An 18666-nucleotide genomic window follows, 5' to 3' on the forward strand; every position below is an offset into this window, starting at 1 on the left:
CGACGTGCCCGCCGTCACGATAGCTGGGACGCAATCGTTCCCGCTGCCGGTCCGCGGGTTGCGCGGCCCCGTGGTGGACTGGCCGGAGACCGTCGACCGGAGGAGACGCACATGCAGTACCGCCAGCTGGGCAGCTCGGGCCTGAGGGTGTCGACGCTGACCCTGGGCACGATGACCTTCGGTGGGGCCGGTGACTTCGCCAAGGTCGGCAGCACCCAGGTCGACGAGGCCCGCGAGCAGGTCGACCTGGCCCTGGAGGCCGGCGTCAACCTGATCGACACCGCCGACGTCTACTCCGCCGGGCTGAGCGAGGAGATCGTCGGCCAGGTCCTCGCCGGCCGCCGGGACGACGTCCTGATCGCCTCCAAGGTCCGCTTCCCGATGGGCGAGGGCCCCAACGACGGCGGGCTGAGCCGGCACCACGTCGTCCGCGGGTGCGAGGCCTCGCTGCGCCGGCTCGGCACCGACCACATCGACCTCTACCAGCTGCACGAGTGGGACGGGCTGACCCCGCTGGAGGAGACCTTCGCCGCACTCCGCACGCTGGTCGACGCCGGCAAGGTGCGCTACGTCGGCATCTCGAACTTCGCCGGCTGGCAGCTGATGAAGGCCGTCGGGACGGCCGAGCGCATCGGCGCCCCGCGGCCGGTCAGCCAGCAGGTCTACTACTCGCTGCAGGGCCGGGAGGCCGAGTACGAGCTGGTGCCGGCCGGCCTGGACCAGGGGCTGGGCGTGCTGGTGTGGAGCCCGCTGGCCGGCGGGCTGCTGTCGGGCAAGTACCGCCGCGGGCAGCAGCCGGCCGAGGGCCGCCAGCTGTCGGACTGGGGCGAGCCGCCCGTGTACGACCAGGAGGGGCTGTACGACACGATCGAGGTGCTGGTGGCCGTCGCCGAGGCCCGCGGCGTGCCGGCCGCGCAGGTCGCCCTGGCGTGGACGCTGTCCCGGCCCGGCATCACCTCCGTGGTGATCGGCGCCCGCACCACCGACCAGCTGCGGCAGAACCTCGCCGCCGCGGACCTGGTGCTCGAGGACGCCGAGATCGCCCGGCTGGAGGAGGTCAGCCACCCGCCGCTGCTCTACCCCTACTGGCACCAGGCGGCCACCGCCGCCGACCGCCTCGGCCCCGCCGACCTCAGCCTGCTGCAGCGCCACATCGGCTGACCGCGCAGGCGGAGTGGGACCGTCGGCGTCAGCTCGACGGACCCACTCCGCTCAGCGGCCGGCGAGGCGCATCGCGCGGGTCTGCACGTCGGCCCGCAGCGCCGCCTCGTCGACCGTGGTCGACACACCGCCGGCCACGACCTGCCGGCCGGCGACCCAGGTGTCGCGCACGTGCCGGCTGCCCACCGACCAGACCAGGTGGGTGAGCAGGTCGGTGACCTCCCCGACCGGCACGAACGCGATGTCGTCGGTGTCGACGTGCACCAGGTCCGCGCGCCGCCCCGCGGCCAGCTGCCCCAGGTCCGGGCGGCCGATCGCGTCGGCTGCCGCGCCCGTGGCCAGCCAGAACGCCTCGGGGGCGGTGAGCGCCATGGCGTCCCGCTCGCGGAGGCGGGCCAGCTGCGCGGCCAGCCGCAGGTCCTCGAACAGGTCGAGGTTGTCGTTGGACGCCGGGCCGTCGGTGCCCATGCCGACCCGGATGCCCAGGTCGAGCATGTCCCGCAGCCGGGCGGTGCCGCTGGCCAGCTTGGTGTTGCTGCCTGGGCAGTGGGCGACGGCGACGTCGTACTCCCGCCACAGCTCCAGGTCGCCGTCGTCCATGTGCACGCAGTGGGCGCCCAGCACCCGCCCGCCCAGGACGTCGTGGCTGGCCAGCAGCTGCGGGACGCTGAGCCCGTGGGTGGCCAGTAGCTCGTCGCCCTCGGTGGCGGTCTCGGCGACGTGCACGGTGAGCAGCAGGTCGCGCGCGCGGGCCGCCTCGGCCGCCTGGGCGAGCACCGGCAGCGGCACCGTGTAGGCCGCGTGCGGACCGATCCCGTACTCGACCTGCGCGTCGTTGGCGGCCGAGAGCCGGACGGCGGTCTCCAGCTGCTCGTCGAAGCTGCCGAAGCCGGGCAGCCCGATCAGCGGGTTGGCGATCACCCCGCGCCCGCCGGTGGCGCGCAGCGCCGCGGCGATCCGCTCGGGGTGGAAGTACATCTCCACGCTGGTGGTGACCCCGTGCCGCAGCATCTCCGCCGAGGCCGCGGTCATGGCGACCTCGACGTCCTCGGGCGTGAGCCTCGCCTCACGCGGCCACATCACCTCGGCGAGCCAGCGGTCCAGCGGCAGCCCCTCGCCCTGACCGCGGAACAGCACCATCGGCGAGTGCGCGTGGGTGTTGACCATGCCGGGCACCAGGACGCCGGGCAGCGCCGTGACCTCGGCGTCCGGGGCCGGTGGGGCATCTCGGGCGGGGCCGACCCAGCTGATCATGCCGTCGGCCACGTCCAGCACGGCGTCGGGGACGACGGTGCCGGCGCGGTCCCCGACCACGACGGCGCGGGCGGTGAATCGCTGCACCATGGCGCGCACCCTACGGTCGCCCGGTGCCGCGGGCGGGGCACGACGCCGTGGGCGCCGATACCGTGGCGCCCATGACAGCCCTCGCTGCCACCGGTTCCGACCAGGGTGGGATCACCGGTTTCCTGCTCGACCTCGTCGACAAGCTGGGCGCCGTGGGCGTCGGGCTGACGATCCTGATCGAGACGGTCGTCCCCCCGATCCCCAGCGAGGCCGTGCTCGGCGCCGCCGGGGTGCTGATCAACGACGGCCGGCTGGACGTCGTCCCGGTGGTGCTGTTCGCCACCCTCGGCTCGGTGGTGGGGGCGCTGGTCCTGTACGCGGTCGGTCGCGGGCTGGGGCCACGGCGCTCGCACGCGTTCCTCGACCGGCTGCCGCTGGTCGAGACCGCCGACGTCGACCGCACCTTCGCCTGGTTCGAGAAGCACGGCCGGTCGGCGGTGTTCTTCGGCCGGATGGTGCCCATCGTGCGCAGCTTCGTGTCGGTGCCCGCCGGTGTGGTGCACATGCCGCTGCCGCAGTTCCTGCTCTTCACCACGGCCGGGTCGCTGATCTGGAACAGCCTGCTGATCGGTCTCGGCGTGGCGGCCGGCGACTTCATCGAGGCGAACCTGCACTACCTGGACTACGTGGTCGCCGCCGTCGTCGTCGGGGCCGTCGGCTGGTTCCTGTACCGCAAGATCAGCGGCCGGATGCGGCGGCCCGCCCAGGCCGGCAGGCACCTGCCCGCCGACCCCCGGGACGACGAGGCCGCGTGACCCGCACCCGCCCGGAGGTCGTCGCGTTCGACGTCAACGAGACGCTGCTCGACCTCGCTCCCGTCGGGGCGGCGCTGACCGAGCAGGGCTCCTCGGCCGACGCGCTGCCCGCGGTCTTCTCCCGCACCCTGCTCACCGGCCTGGCGGGCAGCACCGCAGGCACCTGGTTCTCCTTCCGCGCCGCCTTCGAGTCCTCGGTCGCCCAGGTGACCGGGCTGCCGGGCACCGCCTGCTCCGCCGTCGCCGACGCGTTCATGGAGCTGTCGCCGCACCCCGACGTCGAGCCCGCGCTGCGCCGGCTGGTGGGCGCCGGCGTGCGGGTCGTGACGCTCAGCCACGGGGCGCCCGGCGTGGCCGAGGCGGGGCTGACCCGCGGCGGGGTGGCGGTCCTCGTCGAGCGGATGCTCACCTCGGAGTCGATCCGGGCGTGGAAGCCCGCGCGGGAGGCCTACCTGTGGGCGGTGGGCGTCTGTGGCGTGGCACCGGAGCAGATGGCCCTGGTCGCGGCCCAATCCTGGGACGTGCTCGGCGCCCGGCGTGCGGGGCTCACCACCGGGTTCACCTCCGGGCGGTCGGAGCGGGTGTTCGCCGACGTCCTCGGCGCCCCCGACGTGCAGGGCGGCACGCTGGTCGAGGTCGTCGACGCACTGCTCGCGCTCCCTCCCCGGTGAGGGAGGTCGCCACCCCGCTGGGCCCGGCCCGCGTGTACGCCTCCGAACCGGACGGCGCGGTGCGCGGCACGCTGGTGCTCGGCGGCGGTGCCGGCGGCGGGGTCGACGCCGCCGACCTGGTCGCGGTCGCCGGCGCCGGCTGTGCGGCCGGCTGGCGGGTGCTGCGGGTCGACCAGCCCTGGCGGGTGGCCGGGAAGCGGATCGCCCCTGCCCCGGCCCGGCTCGACGAGGGCTGGACCGCGGTGCTCGCCGGCCTGGCCGCCGACGGGCAGCTGACCGGGCCGCTGGTGCTCGGCGGCCGCAGCGCCGGAGCGCGGGTGGCCTGCCGGACGGCGTCGTCCGCGGGGGCGGCCGGGGTGCTGGCGCTGGCCTTCCCGCTGCACCCGCCGGGCCGGCCGGAGAAGAGCCGGGCCGCCGAGCTCGCGCTGGCCGGCGTCCCGCTGCTGGTGGTGCAGGGGCGCACCGACGCGTTCGGCGGGCCCGACGAGGTCGCCGCCGTGCTGCCCGCGGACGGCCGCGTGCACGCCGTCCCGGGCGACCACTCGCTGAAGAAGGACGTCCCCGCGGTCGCGACCGCTGCGGCCGACTGGCTGCTCTCGCTCTAGTGGAGTCCCAGCGCATCGAATTCCGAGCGCTGGGACTCCATCAGCGCCGGCGGCGGCGGAGGACGAGGGCGAGCAGCAGCGCCAGCACGGTCGCGCCGGCGGCCGGGGCGGCGTACTTCGACAGCGCGGAGCCGTCGCTGACCTGCAGCCGGTCGATCGGCTTGGGGTCGGCCTCGGCCAGCGGGCGGCGCGGGGAGTCCGGCGTGCCCTTGCCCGGGCCGCCACCGGCGGGCCGGTTCGGCGGCGCGGTGGTGCCGGTCGGCGGCTTGCTCGGCGCCTTGCGCGGGGTGACCGGGGCGCTCACCGGCGCCGCGGCCGGGAGGGTCGCGTCGGCGGCGGGCGCGGTGCTGCTCGCCGCGGGCGCGGTGCTGCTCGCCGCGGGGGCACTGCTGCTCGCCGCGGGAGCGCCGCTGCTGGCCGCCGGGGCGTTGCCGCTCGCCGCGGGTGTGGTGCTGCTCGCGGCCGGGGAGGTGCCGCTCGCAGCCGGGGAGGTGCCGCCCGCGGCGGGGGCGCCGCCGGCGGGGGTGGCGTCGTCGGCCGGCAGGCTGATCGCCTGGGTCGTCCCGGAGTCGGGCGCGGGGGGCGTCGCGGCCGCGGCCGCCGTGGAGTCGGCCGGCGGGACGCTGGCCATGATCGGCGTGGTGGCCGGACCGCCCACCGACGGGACCACCGGCTGGGTGCCCGTGCTCGTCGGGGTGCCGGCGGGCGGCGGGGTGGCTGCGCTCTTGCGCGGCGGGGCCAGCGGGTCGGGCAGGGTGGAACCGGCCTTGGCCGGCGCGGCCTTCTTGGCGGCGGCCTTGGCGGGCGCGGCCTTCGCTGGCGCTGCCTTGGCCGGGGTGGCCTTCTTCACCGGCGTCGCGCTCTGCTCGGCGTCCGCGGCCCGGTCGGCCGCCGCACCGGCGACCTTCTTCGCGGCCGCGCCGGCCTTCCTGGCCGCCTCGCCGGCCGGGGTGTCGCCTGAGGTTCCCTCGATCGACATCGCTGCCTCCTCCACCACTCCTGCGGTCGTCGCCGCCGCCTTGGCCACCGCCGCGGTGGCCCGCTCCGTGATCGTGGGCTCCGGCGCACCGGCGGCCGGCAGCTCGACGGTCCCGCCGTCACCGGCGGCCAGCTGGGCGGCGAGCCGGTCGGCGAACTGGTTGAGCATCTTGCCCGCCACGTCGGTCATCACGCCGCGGCCGAACTGGGCCGGGCGCCCGGTGATGGTCAGGTCGCTGGACACCTCGGCGCGGGTGCCGGTGCCCTCGGCGGTGAGCGTCACGGTCACCGCCGCCGACGCGGTGCCGTTGCCGCGCTGGTCCTTGCCGCGGGCGTCGAGCACGACGCGGTGCGCGACCGGGTCGCTCGCGCTGACGCTGACCCTGCCCTGGTAGGTCAGGTTGATCGGCCCGAGCTTGACCTTGATCCGGCCGGCGGCCTCCGGGCCGTCGACGGAGTCGACGTCGGCCCCGGGCAGACACGGCAGGCTGCGCTCGGCGTCGCTCAGCGCCCGCCAGGCCTCGTCGATCGGCACCGGCAGGGTGAACGAGTTCTCGAGCTGCACTGCAGGACCTCCGAGGGCGGGCGACGGGGCGGTACGGCCTGACCCCCTACATCCGACCATGTCCGGGACGGCGGCGCAGGCGCGGGCCCGACGGCGCGCCGCAGCGGCCTCCCCATCGTTGTGACGGACCGGTCCGGGACGACGGCTCAGCGACCGGCCAGCGCCCGGTGCCGGACCCGCGCGGAGGCGGCCAGGAAGACCAGCCCGACGGCGGCCAGCCCCACGCCGACCGCACTGGGCGCCCGGTAGCCCAGCCCGGCGGCGATGACCAGCCCGCCCAGCCACGCGCCGAGGGCGTTGGCGGCGTTGAGCGCGGAGTGGTTGAGCGCAGCGCCCAGCATCTGGGCGTCGCCGGCGACCTCCATCAGCCGGAGCTGGAGCAGCACCACCATCGTCGAGGCGGCCGCGGCGACGGCGAACACCGTGGCGGTCAGCGCCACGATCTGGCCGGCGGCCAGCACCATCACCCCGAGCAGCACGCCGACGGCGATCGTGGCGCCCACCAACGAGCGGAACAGGGCACGGTCGGCGAGCCGTCCGCCCAGCGCCGTCCCGAGCACGCCGCCGAGGCCGAAGGCCAGCAGCACCACGGGCACGAAGCCGGCCGAGGTGTGCGCCTCGTCGGTGACAGTCGGGGCGATGTAGCTGTACATGGCGAACATGCCGCCGAACCCCACCGTGGCCACGAGCAGCGTCAGGACCACCTGCGGACGGCGGAGCGCACCCAGCTCGGAGCGCAGCGTCGCCTCCGCCCGCCCCGGGACCGACGGCACGACGGCCAGCACGGCGACCACCGACAGCGCGCCCACCACGACGACGGCCCAGTACGCCGAGCGCCAGCCCAGGTGCTGACCCAGCCAGGTCGCGGCGGGCACGCCGGCCACGTTCGCCGACGCCAGGCCCAGCATCACCGAGCTGACCGCCCGGCCGCGCTGGTGGGCCGGCACGAGGGAGGCCGCGATCAGCGAGGCGACGCCGAAGTAGGCGCCGTGCGGCAGCCCGGCGACGAACCGGGCCAGCAGCAGGCTGGTGAAACCGGGGGCCACGGCGCTGAGGGTGTTGCCGGCGATGAAGGCCACGAGCAGGCCGATGGCCAGCGAGCGGCGCGGGAGCCGGGCGCCGAGCGCGGCGATGGTGGGGGCGCCGACCACCACGCCGAGTGCGTAGGCGGAGATGAGGTGCCCGCCCGAGGGGATGCTCGCCTGCACCCCGGAGGCGATGTCGGGCAGCAGCCCCATGGTGACGAACTCCGTGGTGCCGATCGCGAAGCCGCCGAGCGCCAGCGCCACGATCGCCAGCACCGCCGTGCGGGTCGCGGGGTGGGTCGGGGCCTGCGTCGTCTCGACGGGAGGGGCTGCACTCACAGCAGGGGCCAAGACGTGGCCCGGCGGCGGCATTCCGCGCACCGGTGGTCCGTCGCGCGGTCCTGCTCACAGGCAGCCGGTGCCGGGTTCGGCAACAGCTCCGGCCCCGACGTGCCGATCATCCTCGGAGGACCAGGGATGGGAGATCGCTCATGGCGGCACAGCAGCGTCCGGCTCAGCGGCGTCCGGCACCGGGGAAGGGCACCCGCCCGGCGGCGGGCCGGACCACGCGTCCGGCAGCTCGCCGTCCGCAGCGGCGACCGCGCAACCGGCTGGGCTGGCTGGCCCCGGCGCTGCTGGTGGGCGCGGTGGCGGTGATCGCCGGCGTCCAGGTGGCCCCGGTGGTGGTCGAGCTGACCGCCTCGGGCACCGAGGTGACCAACGGCATCGCCCGGCAGCAGCTGCTGGACACCACGCTGCCGGACAGGGCGGTCGGCATGTCCGGCACCGGCCAGGCCGGGATGGGCGGCGAGGAGATCAGTGCGGTGGCCGCCCAGGGCGCGCGCAGCGGCGGGTTCGCCGTCCCGCAGCCGCCCCGGCCGGTCGGCATCACGGTGCCGGTCGACACCTCGTACGGCGTCGTGCCGCGGTACACGCCACGGCCGGACCCCTGCGGCAGCTCGACGACGCCGCGGCGGATCGTGCCGAACGCGGTGGCCGGGCCGGGGTCGGCGACGGTGACGTGGCTGGCGGACTCCCGCGAGGAGGTGCTGTCCTACCGCGTCTCGGCGGTCAGCCAGGAGCTGGTCGGGGGCGAGCAGGCGGGCCCGGTCCCGGTGACGGTGGCCAGGCCCGCGACCTGCTCGGAGCTGAGCGCGACGATCACCGGCCTGGTGCCGGGTGACGCCTACGTCATCTGGATGGAGGAGGAGGTCCGCTCCCGCACCACCGGGGTGGCCCGGATGGTGGAGGTCGGGATCTCCGCCCCGGTCGTCATCGGCTGACGACCGGGGCGGGCAGGTCAGTGCGCGACGACCGCAGCGCTGTCGCGGTCCGGGTCGGCCAGCTGCCACGGCCGGACGACGACCACCAGGACGACGATGGCGAGCACGAGCGACCCGACGATCACCGTGCCCATGGCCACCGCGTCGTTGCCCAGCAGGCCGACCAGCGGGGAGACCGCCGCGCCGACGCCGAACTGCACGGCGCCCAGCAGTGCGGCCGCGGTACCGGCCTTCTCGCCGTGCCGGGACAGCGCGAGCGCCGGGGCGTTGGGCAGGGCCAGGCCGACGGCGAACAGCACCGCCCACAGCGGGGCGGCGACACCGAACAGGCCACCGGTGTCGGTGAGGGCCAGCACGAGCAGCGTCGCGCCCGCGAGGGCACCGGCGATCGTGCCGGCGACCAGGATCCTCGCGGTGGCGAACCAGCGCAGCAGGACCGGGTTGAGCTGGGTGGCGGCGATGAGGAACACCGCACCGGCGCCGAAGAGCAGGCCGAACTGCTGCTCGTCGAGGCCGAACTCGTCCTGGTAGACGAACGAGGAGCCCGACACGTAGGCGAACAGCCCGGCCATGGTCAGGCCGGCGACGAGCACAAGGCCGACGTAGGCCCGGTCGTGGAACAGCGAGCCGTAGCTGCGCAGCGTGCCGGCGACCCCGTTGCTGCTGCGGCGCTCGGGCGGCAGCGTCTCGCGGACGGCGAAGAAGCCCATGGCGACCAGCAGCACGCCGTAGACGGCCAGGAGCGCGAAGACCCCGCGCCAGGAGGTGAAGCGCAGGATCTCCCCGCCGATGGTGGGCGCGAGCACCGGCGCGACGCCGAGCACCAGGAACAGCCGGGACAGCATCGTGGCCGCGGCCCGGCCGTCGAACAGGTCCCGGACGACGGCGATCGCGATGACCGCACCGGCCGCCGCACCCGCGCCCTGCAGCACGCGCAGCAGGCCGAGGACGGCGACGTTCGGGGCGACGAGCACCAGCAGCGAGGCCAGGACGTGCAGCGACGTGCCGATCAGCAGCGGGGTGCGGCGGCCGTAGCGGTCCGACAGCGGGCCGAGCACGAGCTGGCCGAGCGCGAGCCCGACCAGGGTGCCGGTGAGCGTGAGCTGGACCGCCGAGGAGGTGGTCTGCAGCTCGTCGGTGATCGTCGGCAGCGCCGGCAGGTACATGTCGATGGTCAGCGGGCCGAGCGCGACGAACGCGCCCAGCGTCAGCGCGGTGCGGGCGGTCCTCGGCTTCTCGGCCACCGGCGACGGCAGCGCGTCCAGCTGGGCCTGGGTGACGGGCCGGCCGACCGACGGGGCGGTCGTCCGGGTGTCGTCGGATGTGGCGGTCATGGGTCCCTCCATCGGCGCGGTGCTCACGCTGGACCGACGTTGGTCACGCTCGCAGTACAGGGGGCTCCAAGCGTGCACAGAGCAACGACATTCCCGGGCCCGGCGCGCCGCCCGGGCTCACCGTGCGGCGAGCACCTCGTCGGTGGTGGTCAGCGTGATCAACGGGGCGTAGAGGGCCATCGCGGCCAGGGCACGCCCGTGGTCGGCGTCGGTCGCCCCGGCGCAGGCGTCGGTGACCACCTGCACCGGCACGCCGGCGTCCGCGGCGGGCAGCGCCGTGGACAGCACGCAGCAGTCGGTGGAGACCCCGGCGAGCAGCAGCGGGCCGTCGCCGGTGAGCTCGGCCAGCTCCGGGCCCCACTTGCCGAAGGTCGTCGCGTCGAGCACCGGTGCGCCGTCCGGGTCGTCGAGGAGCGCGTACAGCGGGGCGTCCGGCGGCTGGAGGGCGAAGGGGAACTGGGCGTAGTAGGGCACCCACGCACCCGTCGGCTCGGCCGGCGCGACGAAGCGGGTGTGCACGACCCGGCCCGCGAACGCCGCGGTGAGCCGGCGGATGGCGGGGTGGACCGCCGCGAACCCGGGCGCGCCCCACGGCGACCCGGGGTCGGCGAAGACGTGCTGGACGTCGATCACCGCGAGCAGCGCGGTCACGCCGCCTCCTGGCGGCGGACCGCCCCGCGGCGCAGCAGCAGCGTGCCGAGGAACCCGACGACCAGGGCGACCAGGACACCGAGGTTGGCGTAGGCCCACGCGCCGTCCCGGCCGCCCAGCCCGACCGGGCCCAGCAGGTAGCCCTGCCAGTCCAGCCAGCCGGCGTAGGAGTTGGTCACCAGACCCCAGCCCAGCACCGTCCCGAGCGCCAGGAGCAGCAGCGGCACCGGCTGGGCGGCGCCGTAGCGGCCGCGCGGGTCGTAGAGGTCGGCCTCGGCGTAGTCGCGGCGGCGCAGCAGCAGGTCGGCCAGGAAGATCCCGCACCAGGCCGCGACCGGGACGCCGAGGGTGATCAGGAAGCCCTGGAACTGGGTGAAGAAGGTGCCCTCGGCGAGGAAGACCACCCAGATGGCGCCCAGCACCATCAGCACGCCGTCGATGGAGGCGGCGACCGGGCGGGGCACCCGGGCGCCGGCGGCCAGCAGCGCCAGGCCGGAGGAGTAGATGTCCAGCACCGCGCCGCCGACCAGGCCGAGCACGGCCACCACGGCGAAGGGCACCAGGAACCAGGTGGGCAGCAGGGTGGCCAGCGCACCGATCGGGTCGGCGCTGATCGCGGTGGACAGGTCACCCGACGACCCGGCGAGCAGCAGGCCGAACACCAGCAGCAACACCGGCGCCAGCGCCGACCCGAACGTCGTCCAGCCGACGACGCCGCGGGTGGACGCCGTGCGCGGCAGGTAGCGCGAGTAGTCGGCGGCGGCGTTGACCCAGCCGAAGCCGTACCCGGTCATCACCAGCACCAGCGCGCCGATGAACAGCTCCGCCGACCCGCTGGGCAGGGCGGTGACCGCGGACCAGTCGACGTCGTCGAGGACCAGCACCAGGTAGACGACGGTGAGCACCCCGGTGACCACGGTGATCACCGCCTGCATGCGCATGATCAGGTCGAACCCGAGCACGCCGCCGGCCACCACCAGCGCGGCGACCACGAGCAGGGCGACCACCTTCGTCGCCGTCCCGCCGCCCCAGCCGAGCTCGGTGAGCACGGTGGCCGTGGCCAGCGTCGCGAGCGAGGTCAGCACGGTCTCCCAGCCGACCGTCAGCACCCAGGACAGGACGGCGGGGACGCGGCCGCCGGTGACGCCGAAGGCGGCGCGACTGAGCACCAGCGTGGGCGCCGAGCCCCGCTTGCCGGCGATCGCGACCAGGCCGCAGAGCGCGAAGCTGACGACGATGCCGACGACCCCGGCGACCACCGCCTGCCAGAAGCCGATGCCGAACCCCAGGGTGAAGGCGCCGTAGGACAGGCCCAGCACGCTGACGTTGGCGCCGAACCACGGCCAGAACAGCTGCCGCGGCGTGCCCTTGCGCTCGGCCTCGGCGATGACGTTGATGCCGTTGGTCTCCACCGCCAGCCGCGGCGGGGGCGCCTCGTACGGCGGCTGCGAGCCGGTCACCTGGTGCGCCATCTGTCTGCTCCGTCCTGACCGGCCGAGCCGGGTCCTGGCGGCACCGTACCGACGCGGTCGGACATGTCCTCCGCCGCGGCCGGGGAGACCGCGCTGGACCCGGCCCCCTCTCAAAGGGTGAGGACGCAACTACATTGCGTACCAACTTCCGGGGCAGGAGCGCAGAGTCGGGCCATGAGCTCGTCCGCACCTCCCCGCTGGCTCCCCCGCGCGCCCCTCGTCGCGCTGGTGGTCGTCCCGGCGCTCGCCGTCGCCGCGACCTCCGCGACCGGCCGGCTGGCCCCCGTGGGGCTGGGGTCCGCGGTGCTGCTGCTGGCGGCACTCGGCCTGCTGCTCGGCTGGCGGACCACCGAGGACCAGCCCGAACGGGAGATGTGGGCCCGGCTGCTGCTCTCCGGCGGCCTCCTCGGTGTCGGCGTGCTGAGCACCGTCGCCGCCTCGCTCGTACCCGGCCTCGAGCAGGTCGGCGGGCTGCCCCTGGCCGTGGCCACCGCGCTGGTCTTCCCGCCGGTCTACAGCGGGCTGCTGAAGTGGAACCGGTACTCCACCAGCGCGGCCGACCCCAATGACGTCCTCAACGGCTCCGCGGGCGTCCTGGTCGCGGTGGCGATCGGCAACGTGCTGGTCGACGACCTCGGCGGACCGCTGGCCGCGCTGCCGGACTGGCGCCTGCAGCCGCTGCTCCTGGCCGCCGCCTCCGCCGTGGTGTGCCTGGGGACCGTCTGGGTCATGACGATCATCGCCGCGCTCCGCAGCGACGTGCGCATGTGGCTGGTCGCCGGGGCGCTGACCGCCGTCTCCGGCGGGGTCGCCCTCGGCCTGGCCACCGCGGACGGCGCCCCGCTGGCCGCCGCCGCCGCCGTGGCGGTGGGCCTGGTCCCGCTCGCCCTCGCCGCGGTCCGGCAGCCCCCGCGCTCGACCCCGCAACCGGCCGACCCCGCGGACTCCACGGTCGGCGCCGTGTCGATCATCGCCGTCGCCACGCTCACCCTCGCCGTCGCCGCGGCGACCACGCCGTCCTGGCCGGCCGTCGTCTGCGCCGGGCTGTCCGCGATCGCCTCCAGCCTGCGGCTGCTGGTCAACGTCCGGGACCTGTCGGAGCTGGCGGTCAGCCGGCGCGAGGCGCTGACCGACGAGCTGACCTCGCTGCCCAACCGCCGGGCGGTGCTGCGGCGCATCGAGCACCTCTGCGCCACCGGCACCCCGTTCGCGCTCGGCCTGGTCGACCTGGACAAGTTCAAGGAGGTCAACGACGGGCTCGGGCACGCAGCCGGCGACGACCTGCTGCGCATGATCGCCCGCCGCCTGGAGCAGACCGTGCCGGCCGGGACGCTGGTCGGGCGGCTGGGTGGAGACGAGTTCGCCGTCATCGCCCCGCTGACGGCCACCGCCACCGGCGAGGCCTCCGGCCGGCTGGGCACCGGACTGGTCGAGCGCTTCGCCGTCCCGTTCCAGGTGGCCGGCCTCGAGCTGCACGCCGACCTCAGCATCGGGCTCACCGTGCACGAGCCCGGCGGGCACCTGCCCGACGGCTGCGCGACCCTGCTGCTCCGCCGCGCCGACTCGGCGCTCTACGACGCCAAGCGCACCGGCGCCTCGGCCGTGGCCTGGGACGCGGGCCGGCACGTGGACACCAGCGGCCGGCTGGCCCTCGTCGAGGAGCTGCGCGCCGGCATGGCCCGCGGTGAGCTGGTCCTGCACTACCAGCCACAGGTGGCCGTGCGCACCGGCGACGTCGTCGGCGTCGAGGCGCTGGTCCGGTGGCAGCACCCGACCCGCGGGCTGCTGCCGCCGGCGGACTTCCTGCCGGCCGCGGAGCTGCACGGCCTGATGGGGGCCCTCACCGAGACGGTGCTGGTGCAGGCCGTCACCCAGGCCGCCGCCTGGCGCCAGGAGGGCCGCGACCTGCGGGTGTCGGTGAACCTGTCGGTGAGCAACCTGCTCGACCGGGCGCTCCCGGGCCGGGTCGCCGAGCTGCTGGCCGCCCAGGGTCTGCCCGCGTCGTCCCTGGTGCTGGAGGTGACCGAGACCGTGCTGATGAGCGACCCGGAGTCCAGCCTCGCGGTGCTCGACGCGATCGCCGCGCTGGGCATCGCGGTCAGCATCGACGACTTCGGCACCGGCTACGCCTCGCTGAGCTACCTCCGCCAGCTCCCGGTGACCGAGCTGAAGCTGGACCGCTCCTTCACCCAGGACCTGCTCACCGACTCGAGGACCGACGCCATCGTCAGCGGCACCATCGACATGGCGCACCGGCTGGGCCTGCGCGTCGTGGCCGAGGGCGTCGAGCAGCTGGCCACGCTCCAGCGCCTGGAGGCGCTGGGCTGCGACGAGAGCCAGGGCTACCTGCACTCCCGGCCGGTCCCGGCGGCCGCGCTCACCCCGGCGGCGCCGCTCCTGCAGCCCGCCTGACACGAGCTCCTGACACGGCGACGGCGCCGGACCCGGGTGGGTCCGGCGCCGTCGGCGCGATCGGGGTGGGTCAGCCGCGCTGGCGCGCGCCGTACCGCTGGTTGAACTTCTCGACCCGGCCCGCGGTGTCGAGCACACGCTGGTTGCCGGTCCAGAACGGGTGGGAGGACGAGCTGATCTCGACCGGGACCACGGGCAGCGTCTCGCCGTCCAGCTCGATCGTGCGGCTGGTCTGGACCGTCGAACGGGTCCGGAAGGTCTCCCCCGTCGACGTGTCCTGGAACACGACGGTGCGGTACTCGGGGTGGATGCCGTTTCGCATGGTGGGTCTCCTGGGGTCTGCGCGGGACGTCCACCCCCGGTGGGGCGGGCTGATCGCGACACCTGGATGAACCGGTCCGGCACCTCTCCTGTTCCCGCCCGGCCGCCCGGTCAGAGCCGGGGGTCGACCGGCTCGCTCTCCAGCGCGAGGACCGCGAACACGCACTCGTGGACCCGCCACATCGGCTCCCCCCGCGCCAGCCGCTCCAGGCCCTCGAGCCCCAGGGCGTACTCGCGCAGCGCCAGCCCGCGCTTGCGGCCCAGGTTCCGGTCGCGCAGCCGGGCCAGGTTGGCCGGGGCGGTGTAGTCGGGGCCGTAGACCAGCCGCAGGTACTCCCGGCCACGCACCTTGAGCCCGGGCTGGACGACGCCCCGCCGGGCGCGGGTCAGGTTGGCCGCCGGCTTCACGACCATGCCCTCGCCGCCGTCGGCGGTCAGCGCCGTCCACCACTCGGTGGCCGCCTGCTCGGCCGCCGGGTCGGTGACGTCCACGCTGCGGTGCGCCGTCGCGCGCAGCAGCTCCGGGTCCGCGGCGACCAGCCGGTCGGCGACCCCCAGGTGCCAGTCGTGCGGGCGGTCGGCGAAGGTGCGACCGGCCGCACCCAGCACCTGGAACGCCGCGAACGCGGTGCCGGTGAGCCCGTCGGTCGGCCAGCAGTAGCGCCGGTAGACGTCGGTGAACGACAGCGCGTCGGCGGTGCGGGCGCGCTGCCGGTCGAGCAGGTCGCCGACGTCCAGACCGCGCGCGGCGGCCTGGACCAGCACCGACTCGGCCACCGGCAGCACGGACCGGGCCGCGGCCCCCACCGAGGCGTACTGACCGCGGACCAGGTCACCGGCCTTCACCGACCAGGGCAGCAGCTCACCGTCGAGCAGCACCCAGTCGCTGTCCAGCTCGTCGAACACCCCGGCGTCGGCCACCGCCTGCGACAGCCGGGCCAGGAACGCCGTGGACAGCTCGGGGCCGAAGAACGCCCGTCCGGTGCGGGTGTGCAACGCACCGCGCTCCCCCACCGGCCGCGTCGGGTCGCCACCGGCGTCCGAGCGGCGCACCAGCGCCACCGCGCGGGAGCCCATGTGCTTCTCCTGGCAGACGACCTCGGCCACGCCCTCGCCGCGGTAGTAGGAGAATGCCTCGGCCGGGTGCTCCAGCAGGTCCTCGACCGAGGAGGTGGCGACCGGGCTCATCGTCGGCGGCAGGTAGGCCAGCTGCTGCGGGGCGAGGGCGAACCGGCTCATCACCTCGATCGCGGCCGCGGCGTTCTCCTCCCGCACCGTGACCCGCCCGGACAGCCGGGTCTCCACGACCCGCTTGCCCAGCACGTCGGCGACGTCGAGCACCTCGGCGGGCCGCTCCGGGGCGGGCCCAGCGTCGGGCAGGAACGGCCGGGCCGGCTCGTACCAGGTGCGCTCCGCCGGGACGTCGACCAGCTCGCGCTCGGGGTACCGCAGCGCGGTCAGCCGGCCGCCGAACACGCAGCCGGTGTCCAGGCACAGCGTGTTGTTGACCCACTCGGGCTCGGGCACCGGCGTGTGGCCGTAGAGCACCACCGCCCGGCCGCGGTAGTCCTGCGCCCACGGGTAGCGCACCGGCAGCCCGAACTCGTCGGTCTCCCCGGTGGTGTCGCCGTAGAGGGCGAAGCTGCGCACCCGGGCACTGGCCCGACCGTGCAGCTCCTCGGTGAGGCCGGCATGGGCGACCACCAGCGCCCCGCCGTCCAGCACGTAGTGGCTGACCAGGCCGTGGCAGAACTCCGCGACGTCCGTGCGGAACTCCTCGCTCTCCTCGGCCAGCTGCGCGAGCGTCGTCTCCAGGCCGTGGGTGACCTGCACGTCGCGTCCGCGCAGTGCCTTGACCAGCTTGTTCTCGTGGTTGCCGGGCACGCAGAGGGCGTGGCCGGCGCGGACCATGCCCATCACCAGGCGCAGCACGCCGGGTGAGTCCGGGCCGCGGTCGACGAGGTCGCCGAGGAACACCGCGCGCCGCCCCTCCGGCGGGACGGCGTCCACGGCCCGGCCCTGCTCGTCGCGGGTCACGGTGTAGCCGAGCCGGCCGAGCAGCGCCTCGAGCTCGGCGCGGCAGCCGTGCACGTCACCGACCACGTCGAACGGGCCGGTCTGGTCGCGCAGGTCGTTGTAGGCCTTCTCGTAGGTGACCACCGCGGCGTCGACGTCGGCGACGCTGCCCAGCCGGTGCACCTTGCGGAAGCCCTCGCGGCTGAGCCCGCGCAGGCCGCGGCGCAGCTCGGCGCGCTGCCGGCTGACGACGGTACGGGCCAGGTCGCGGTCGGGGCGGGCGGCGTTGCGCTCCAGGCAGACGCCCTCGGGGAGGTCGAGCACGATCGCCACCGGCAGGACGTCGTGGTCGCGGGCCAGCTGCACCAGCGAGGCGCGGTCCTCGCGCTTGACGTTGGTGGCGTCGACGACGGTGAGCCGGCCGGCGCGCAGCCGGGCCGCGGCGATGGCGTGCAGCACCGCGAAGGCCGCCGGCGTCGCCGACTGGTCGTTCTCGTCGTCGGCGACCATGGCGCGGCAGGCGTCGCTGGACAGCACCTGGGTGGGCAGGAAGTGCTGCCGCGCGAAGGTGGACTTGCCCGAGCCGGAGGCACCGATCAGCACCACCAGCGACAGCTCCGGGACGGCGAGCTCGCTCATGCCGCCACCTCCCGGGTGAACACCGCGAGCTGGGTGGGCGGCCCGACCTCGGGGTCGTCGGGGCCGACGCCGAGGAACCGGACGGCGTAGCCGCGTCGTCCGGCCACCCCCTGCGCCCAGTCGGTGAACTCCGCGCGGGTCCACTCGAAGCGGTGGTCACGGTGCCGCATGCCCCCGGCGGCCAGCGCCGGGTAGCGCACGTTGTGCTCCACGTTGGGGGTGGTCACCAGCACCGTGGACGGCGCCGCCGCGGTGAAGACGGCGTGCTCCAGGGCCGGCAGCCGGTCGGGGTCCAGGTGCTCGACGACCTCCATGAGCACCGCGGCGTCGTAGCCGGCCAGCCGGGCGTCGGTGTAGGTGAGCGCGCCCTGCAGCAGGGTGATCCGGGCACGCTGGCGCTCGGGCAGCTGGTCCAGCCGCAGCCGGCGGGCGGCGACCTCCAGGGCCCGGGCGCTGACGTCCACGCCCACCACCTCGGTGAAGGCCGGCTCGGCGAGCAGTGCCGGCAGCAGCGCGCCGTTGCCGCAGCCGAGGTCCAGCACCCGGTGTGCGCCGGCCGAGCGGAGCGCGGCCAGCACGGCGCCCTGGCGCAGCTGGGCCAGCGAGGTCGGCCGCTCGGGCACCTCGGGGGCGTCGTCGAGGACCTCGGGGTCGGCGTCGTCGGCCTCGGCCAGCCGGGCGATCGCCGCGCCGGCCAGCCGCCCCTGGTGGGCGAGGTAGCGGGCGGCGATCAGCTCGCGCTCGGGGTGGGCGGCCAGCCAGCCCCCGCCGGCGCGCAGCAGCTTGTCGATCTCGTCGGTGCTGACCCAGTAGTGCTTGGCGTCGTCGAGCACCGGCAGCCCGACGTAGAGGTGGTTGACCGCGTCGGCCAGCCGGTGCGTGCCGGTGAGCCGCAGGTCGACGTACCGGGAGGCGCCCCACTCGGGGAACTGCTCGTCCAGCGGGACGGCCGTGGCCTGCACCGCCCAGCCCAGCGGTGCGAAGAACCGCTCGGCGAGCGCGGCGCCACCCCGGCACGACAGCGCCGGCAGGTGCACCTCCAGCGGCAGCGGGGTGTCGACCAGGTCCGGCCGCTCCTTGCTCACGCCGCGGCGGGCGCTGGCGAAGACCTTGCCCAGGGCGACGGCGAGCAGGCTGGAGGCGGCGTAGGGGCGGTCGTTGACGTACTGCCCGAGCGCGAACCCCTCCCCGTCGCCCTTCCCGCGCACGAGGGCGATCGGGTCGACCTCCAGCAGCAGCGCGACGGTGCAGCGCTCGTCGGTGGCCTCGGGGTAGAACACGTGCGCCGTCCCGGTCGAGACCTCCACCTGCTGGGCCCGGGCGGGGTTCTTGTGCAGCAGGAACCCCAGGTCGGTGGCCGGCCGGTGGGTGGTCGACAGCGTGAGCAGCACCGCCGCAGTGTCGCCGGTCGCAGCGGCCCTGGCCACCGACTTG

At 75.5% G+C, this 18666-nt stretch carries 15 protein-coding genes; 6 read left to right on the forward strand and 9 right to left on the reverse strand.

Translation table 11 applies throughout. The features are described from left to right. The first annotated feature begins 111 nt into the window (after positions 1-111). Positions 112-1161, forward strand: a complete 1050-nt coding sequence (locus tag KUM42_RS09405; RefSeq protein WP_237496501.1) for an aldo/keto reductase — start codon at positions 112-114, stop codon at positions 1159-1161. A 51-nt stretch (positions 1162-1212) separates the two neighbouring features. Here the strand turns inward: KUM42_RS09405 and KUM42_RS09410 are convergent, their stop codons facing one another. Continuing rightward, positions 1213-2505 (reverse strand): amidohydrolase family protein, encoded by a 1293-nt coding sequence (locus KUM42_RS09410; protein ID WP_237496502.1) that lies wholly within the window; start codon positions 2503-2505, stop codon positions 1213-1215. A gap of 71 nt (positions 2506-2576) precedes the next feature. Here KUM42_RS09410 and KUM42_RS09415 point away from each other — a divergent pair, with 71 nt between their 5' ends. From KUM42_RS09415 to KUM42_RS09425, 3 genes are read left to right on the forward strand one after another with little or no spacing between them, the layout of a single operon-like run. Beyond that, a complete protein-coding gene (locus KUM42_RS09415) occupies positions 2577-3260 on the forward strand; it encodes a DedA family protein (protein ID WP_237496503.1) in 684 nt (227 codons plus the stop codon). Further along, entirely contained in the window at positions 3257-3931 is a 675-nt protein-coding gene (locus tag KUM42_RS09420) for an HAD-IA family hydrolase (protein WP_237496504.1), read from the forward strand. Before KUM42_RS09415 ends, KUM42_RS09420 begins: the two co-directional genes overlap by 4 nt. Beyond that, entirely contained in the window at positions 3928-4536 is a 609-nt protein-coding gene (locus KUM42_RS09425; RefSeq protein WP_237496505.1) for an alpha/beta family hydrolase, read from the forward strand. The genes KUM42_RS09420 and KUM42_RS09425 overlap by 4 nt, the downstream gene beginning before the upstream one ends. Positions 4537-4576: 40 nt before the next feature. Here KUM42_RS09425 and KUM42_RS09430 read toward each other — a convergent pair whose 3' ends face one another. Together KUM42_RS09430 and KUM42_RS09435 are read right to left on the reverse strand one after the other, a co-directional pair. Beyond that, the gene (locus tag KUM42_RS09430) at positions 4577-6079 is read right to left on the reverse strand and encodes an SRPBCC family protein (RefSeq protein ID WP_237496506.1); all 1503 of its coding nucleotides are present in this window, start codon (positions 6077-6079) and stop codon (positions 4577-4579) included. A gap of 146 nt (positions 6080-6225) precedes the next feature. Continuing rightward, positions 6226-7443, reverse strand: coding sequence for an MFS transporter (locus KUM42_RS09435; RefSeq protein ID WP_237496507.1), 1218 nt, complete (start codon positions 7441-7443; stop codon positions 6226-6228). 152 nt (positions 7444-7595) lie between these two features. Between KUM42_RS09435 and KUM42_RS09440 the strand changes: the two genes are divergently transcribed. Continuing rightward, complete coding sequence (locus KUM42_RS09440; RefSeq protein ID WP_237496508.1) at positions 7596-8387, forward strand: fibronectin type III domain-containing protein; 792 nt, start codon at positions 7596-7598, stop codon at positions 8385-8387. Positions 8388-8404: 17 nt separating this feature from the next. On the opposite strand, the gene KUM42_RS09445 is transcribed toward KUM42_RS09440, so the two are convergent. The 3 genes from KUM42_RS09445 to KUM42_RS09455 form a co-directional block, all read right to left on the reverse strand. After that, positions 8405-9721, reverse strand: a complete 1317-nt coding sequence (locus KUM42_RS09445) for a multidrug effflux MFS transporter (RefSeq protein ID WP_237496509.1) — start codon at positions 9719-9721, stop codon at positions 8405-8407. 117 nt (positions 9722-9838) lie between these two features. Beyond that, a complete protein-coding gene (locus KUM42_RS09450) occupies positions 9839-10372 on the reverse strand; it encodes a cysteine hydrolase family protein (protein WP_237496510.1) in 534 nt (177 codons plus the stop codon). After that, entirely contained in the window at positions 10369-11844 is a 1476-nt protein-coding gene (locus KUM42_RS09455; protein ID WP_237496511.1) for a cytosine permease, read from the reverse strand. The genes KUM42_RS09450 and KUM42_RS09455 overlap by 4 nt, the downstream gene beginning before the upstream one ends. A gap of 174 nt (positions 11845-12018) precedes the next feature. On the opposite strand from KUM42_RS09455, the gene KUM42_RS09460 reads away from it, so the two are divergent. Next, positions 12019-14256, forward strand: coding sequence for a bifunctional diguanylate cyclase/phosphodiesterase (locus KUM42_RS09460; RefSeq protein ID WP_237496512.1), 2238 nt, complete (start codon positions 12019-12021; stop codon positions 14254-14256). 70 nt (positions 14257-14326) lie between these two features. On the opposite strand, the gene KUM42_RS09465 is transcribed toward KUM42_RS09460, so the two are convergent. The 3 genes from KUM42_RS09465 to KUM42_RS09475 all read right to left on the reverse strand — a co-directional run bounded on the left by KUM42_RS09465 (position 14327) and on the right by KUM42_RS09475 (position 18623). Beyond that, positions 14327-14578, reverse strand: a complete 252-nt coding sequence (locus KUM42_RS09465) for a type B 50S ribosomal protein L31 (protein ID WP_237496513.1) — start codon at positions 14576-14578, stop codon at positions 14327-14329. Between the two features lie 110 nt (positions 14579-14688). Further along, positions 14689-17232, reverse strand: coding sequence for a polynucleotide kinase-phosphatase (locus tag KUM42_RS09470; RefSeq protein WP_237496514.1), 2544 nt, complete (start codon positions 17230-17232; stop codon positions 14689-14691). After that, entirely contained in the window at positions 17229-18623 is a 1395-nt protein-coding gene (locus tag KUM42_RS09475; protein ID WP_237496515.1) for a 3' terminal RNA ribose 2'-O-methyltransferase Hen1, read from the reverse strand. The genes KUM42_RS09470 and KUM42_RS09475 overlap by 4 nt, the downstream gene beginning before the upstream one ends. Between the last annotated feature and the right edge of the window lie 43 nt (positions 18624-18666).

It is taken from the genome of Modestobacter sp. L9-4 (assembly GCF_019112525.1).
Lineage (GTDB): Bacteria > Actinomycetota > Actinomycetes > Mycobacteriales > Geodermatophilaceae > Modestobacter.

What these genes read in the sequence shown, in the direction of transcription:
- KUM42_RS09465 (WP_237496513.1), bottom strand. Translation starts at nt 14,578, where the DNA reads ATGCGAAACGGCATCCACCCCGAGTACCGCACCGTCGTGTTCCAGGAC.
- KUM42_RS09460 (WP_237496512.1), top strand. Translation starts at nt 12,019, where the DNA reads ATGAGCTCGTCCGCACCTCCCCGCTGGCTCCCCCGCGCGCCCCTCGTC.
- KUM42_RS09440 (WP_237496508.1), top strand. Translation starts at nt 7,596, where the DNA reads ATGGCGGCACAGCAGCGTCCGGCTCAGCGGCGTCCGGCACCGGGGAAG.
- KUM42_RS09470 (WP_237496514.1), bottom strand. Translation starts at nt 17,232, where the DNA reads ATGAGCGAGCTCGCCGTCCCGGAGCTGTCGCTGGTGGTGCTGATCGGT.
- KUM42_RS09410 (WP_237496502.1), bottom strand. Translation starts at nt 2,505, where the DNA reads ATGGTGCAGCGATTCACCGCCCGCGCCGTCGTGGTCGGGGACCGCGCC.
- KUM42_RS09415 (WP_237496503.1), top strand. Translation starts at nt 2,577, where the DNA reads ATGACAGCCCTCGCTGCCACCGGTTCCGACCAGGGTGGGATCACCGGT.
- KUM42_RS09405 (WP_237496501.1), top strand. Translation starts at nt 112, where the DNA reads ATGCAGTACCGCCAGCTGGGCAGCTCGGGCCTGAGGGTGTCGACGCTG.
- KUM42_RS09445 (WP_237496509.1), bottom strand. Translation starts at nt 9,721, where the DNA reads ATGACCGCCACATCCGACGACACCCGGACGACCGCCCCGTCGGTCGGC.
- KUM42_RS09455 (WP_237496511.1), bottom strand. Translation starts at nt 11,844, where the DNA reads ATGGCGCACCAGGTGACCGGCTCGCAGCCGCCGTACGAGGCGCCCCCG.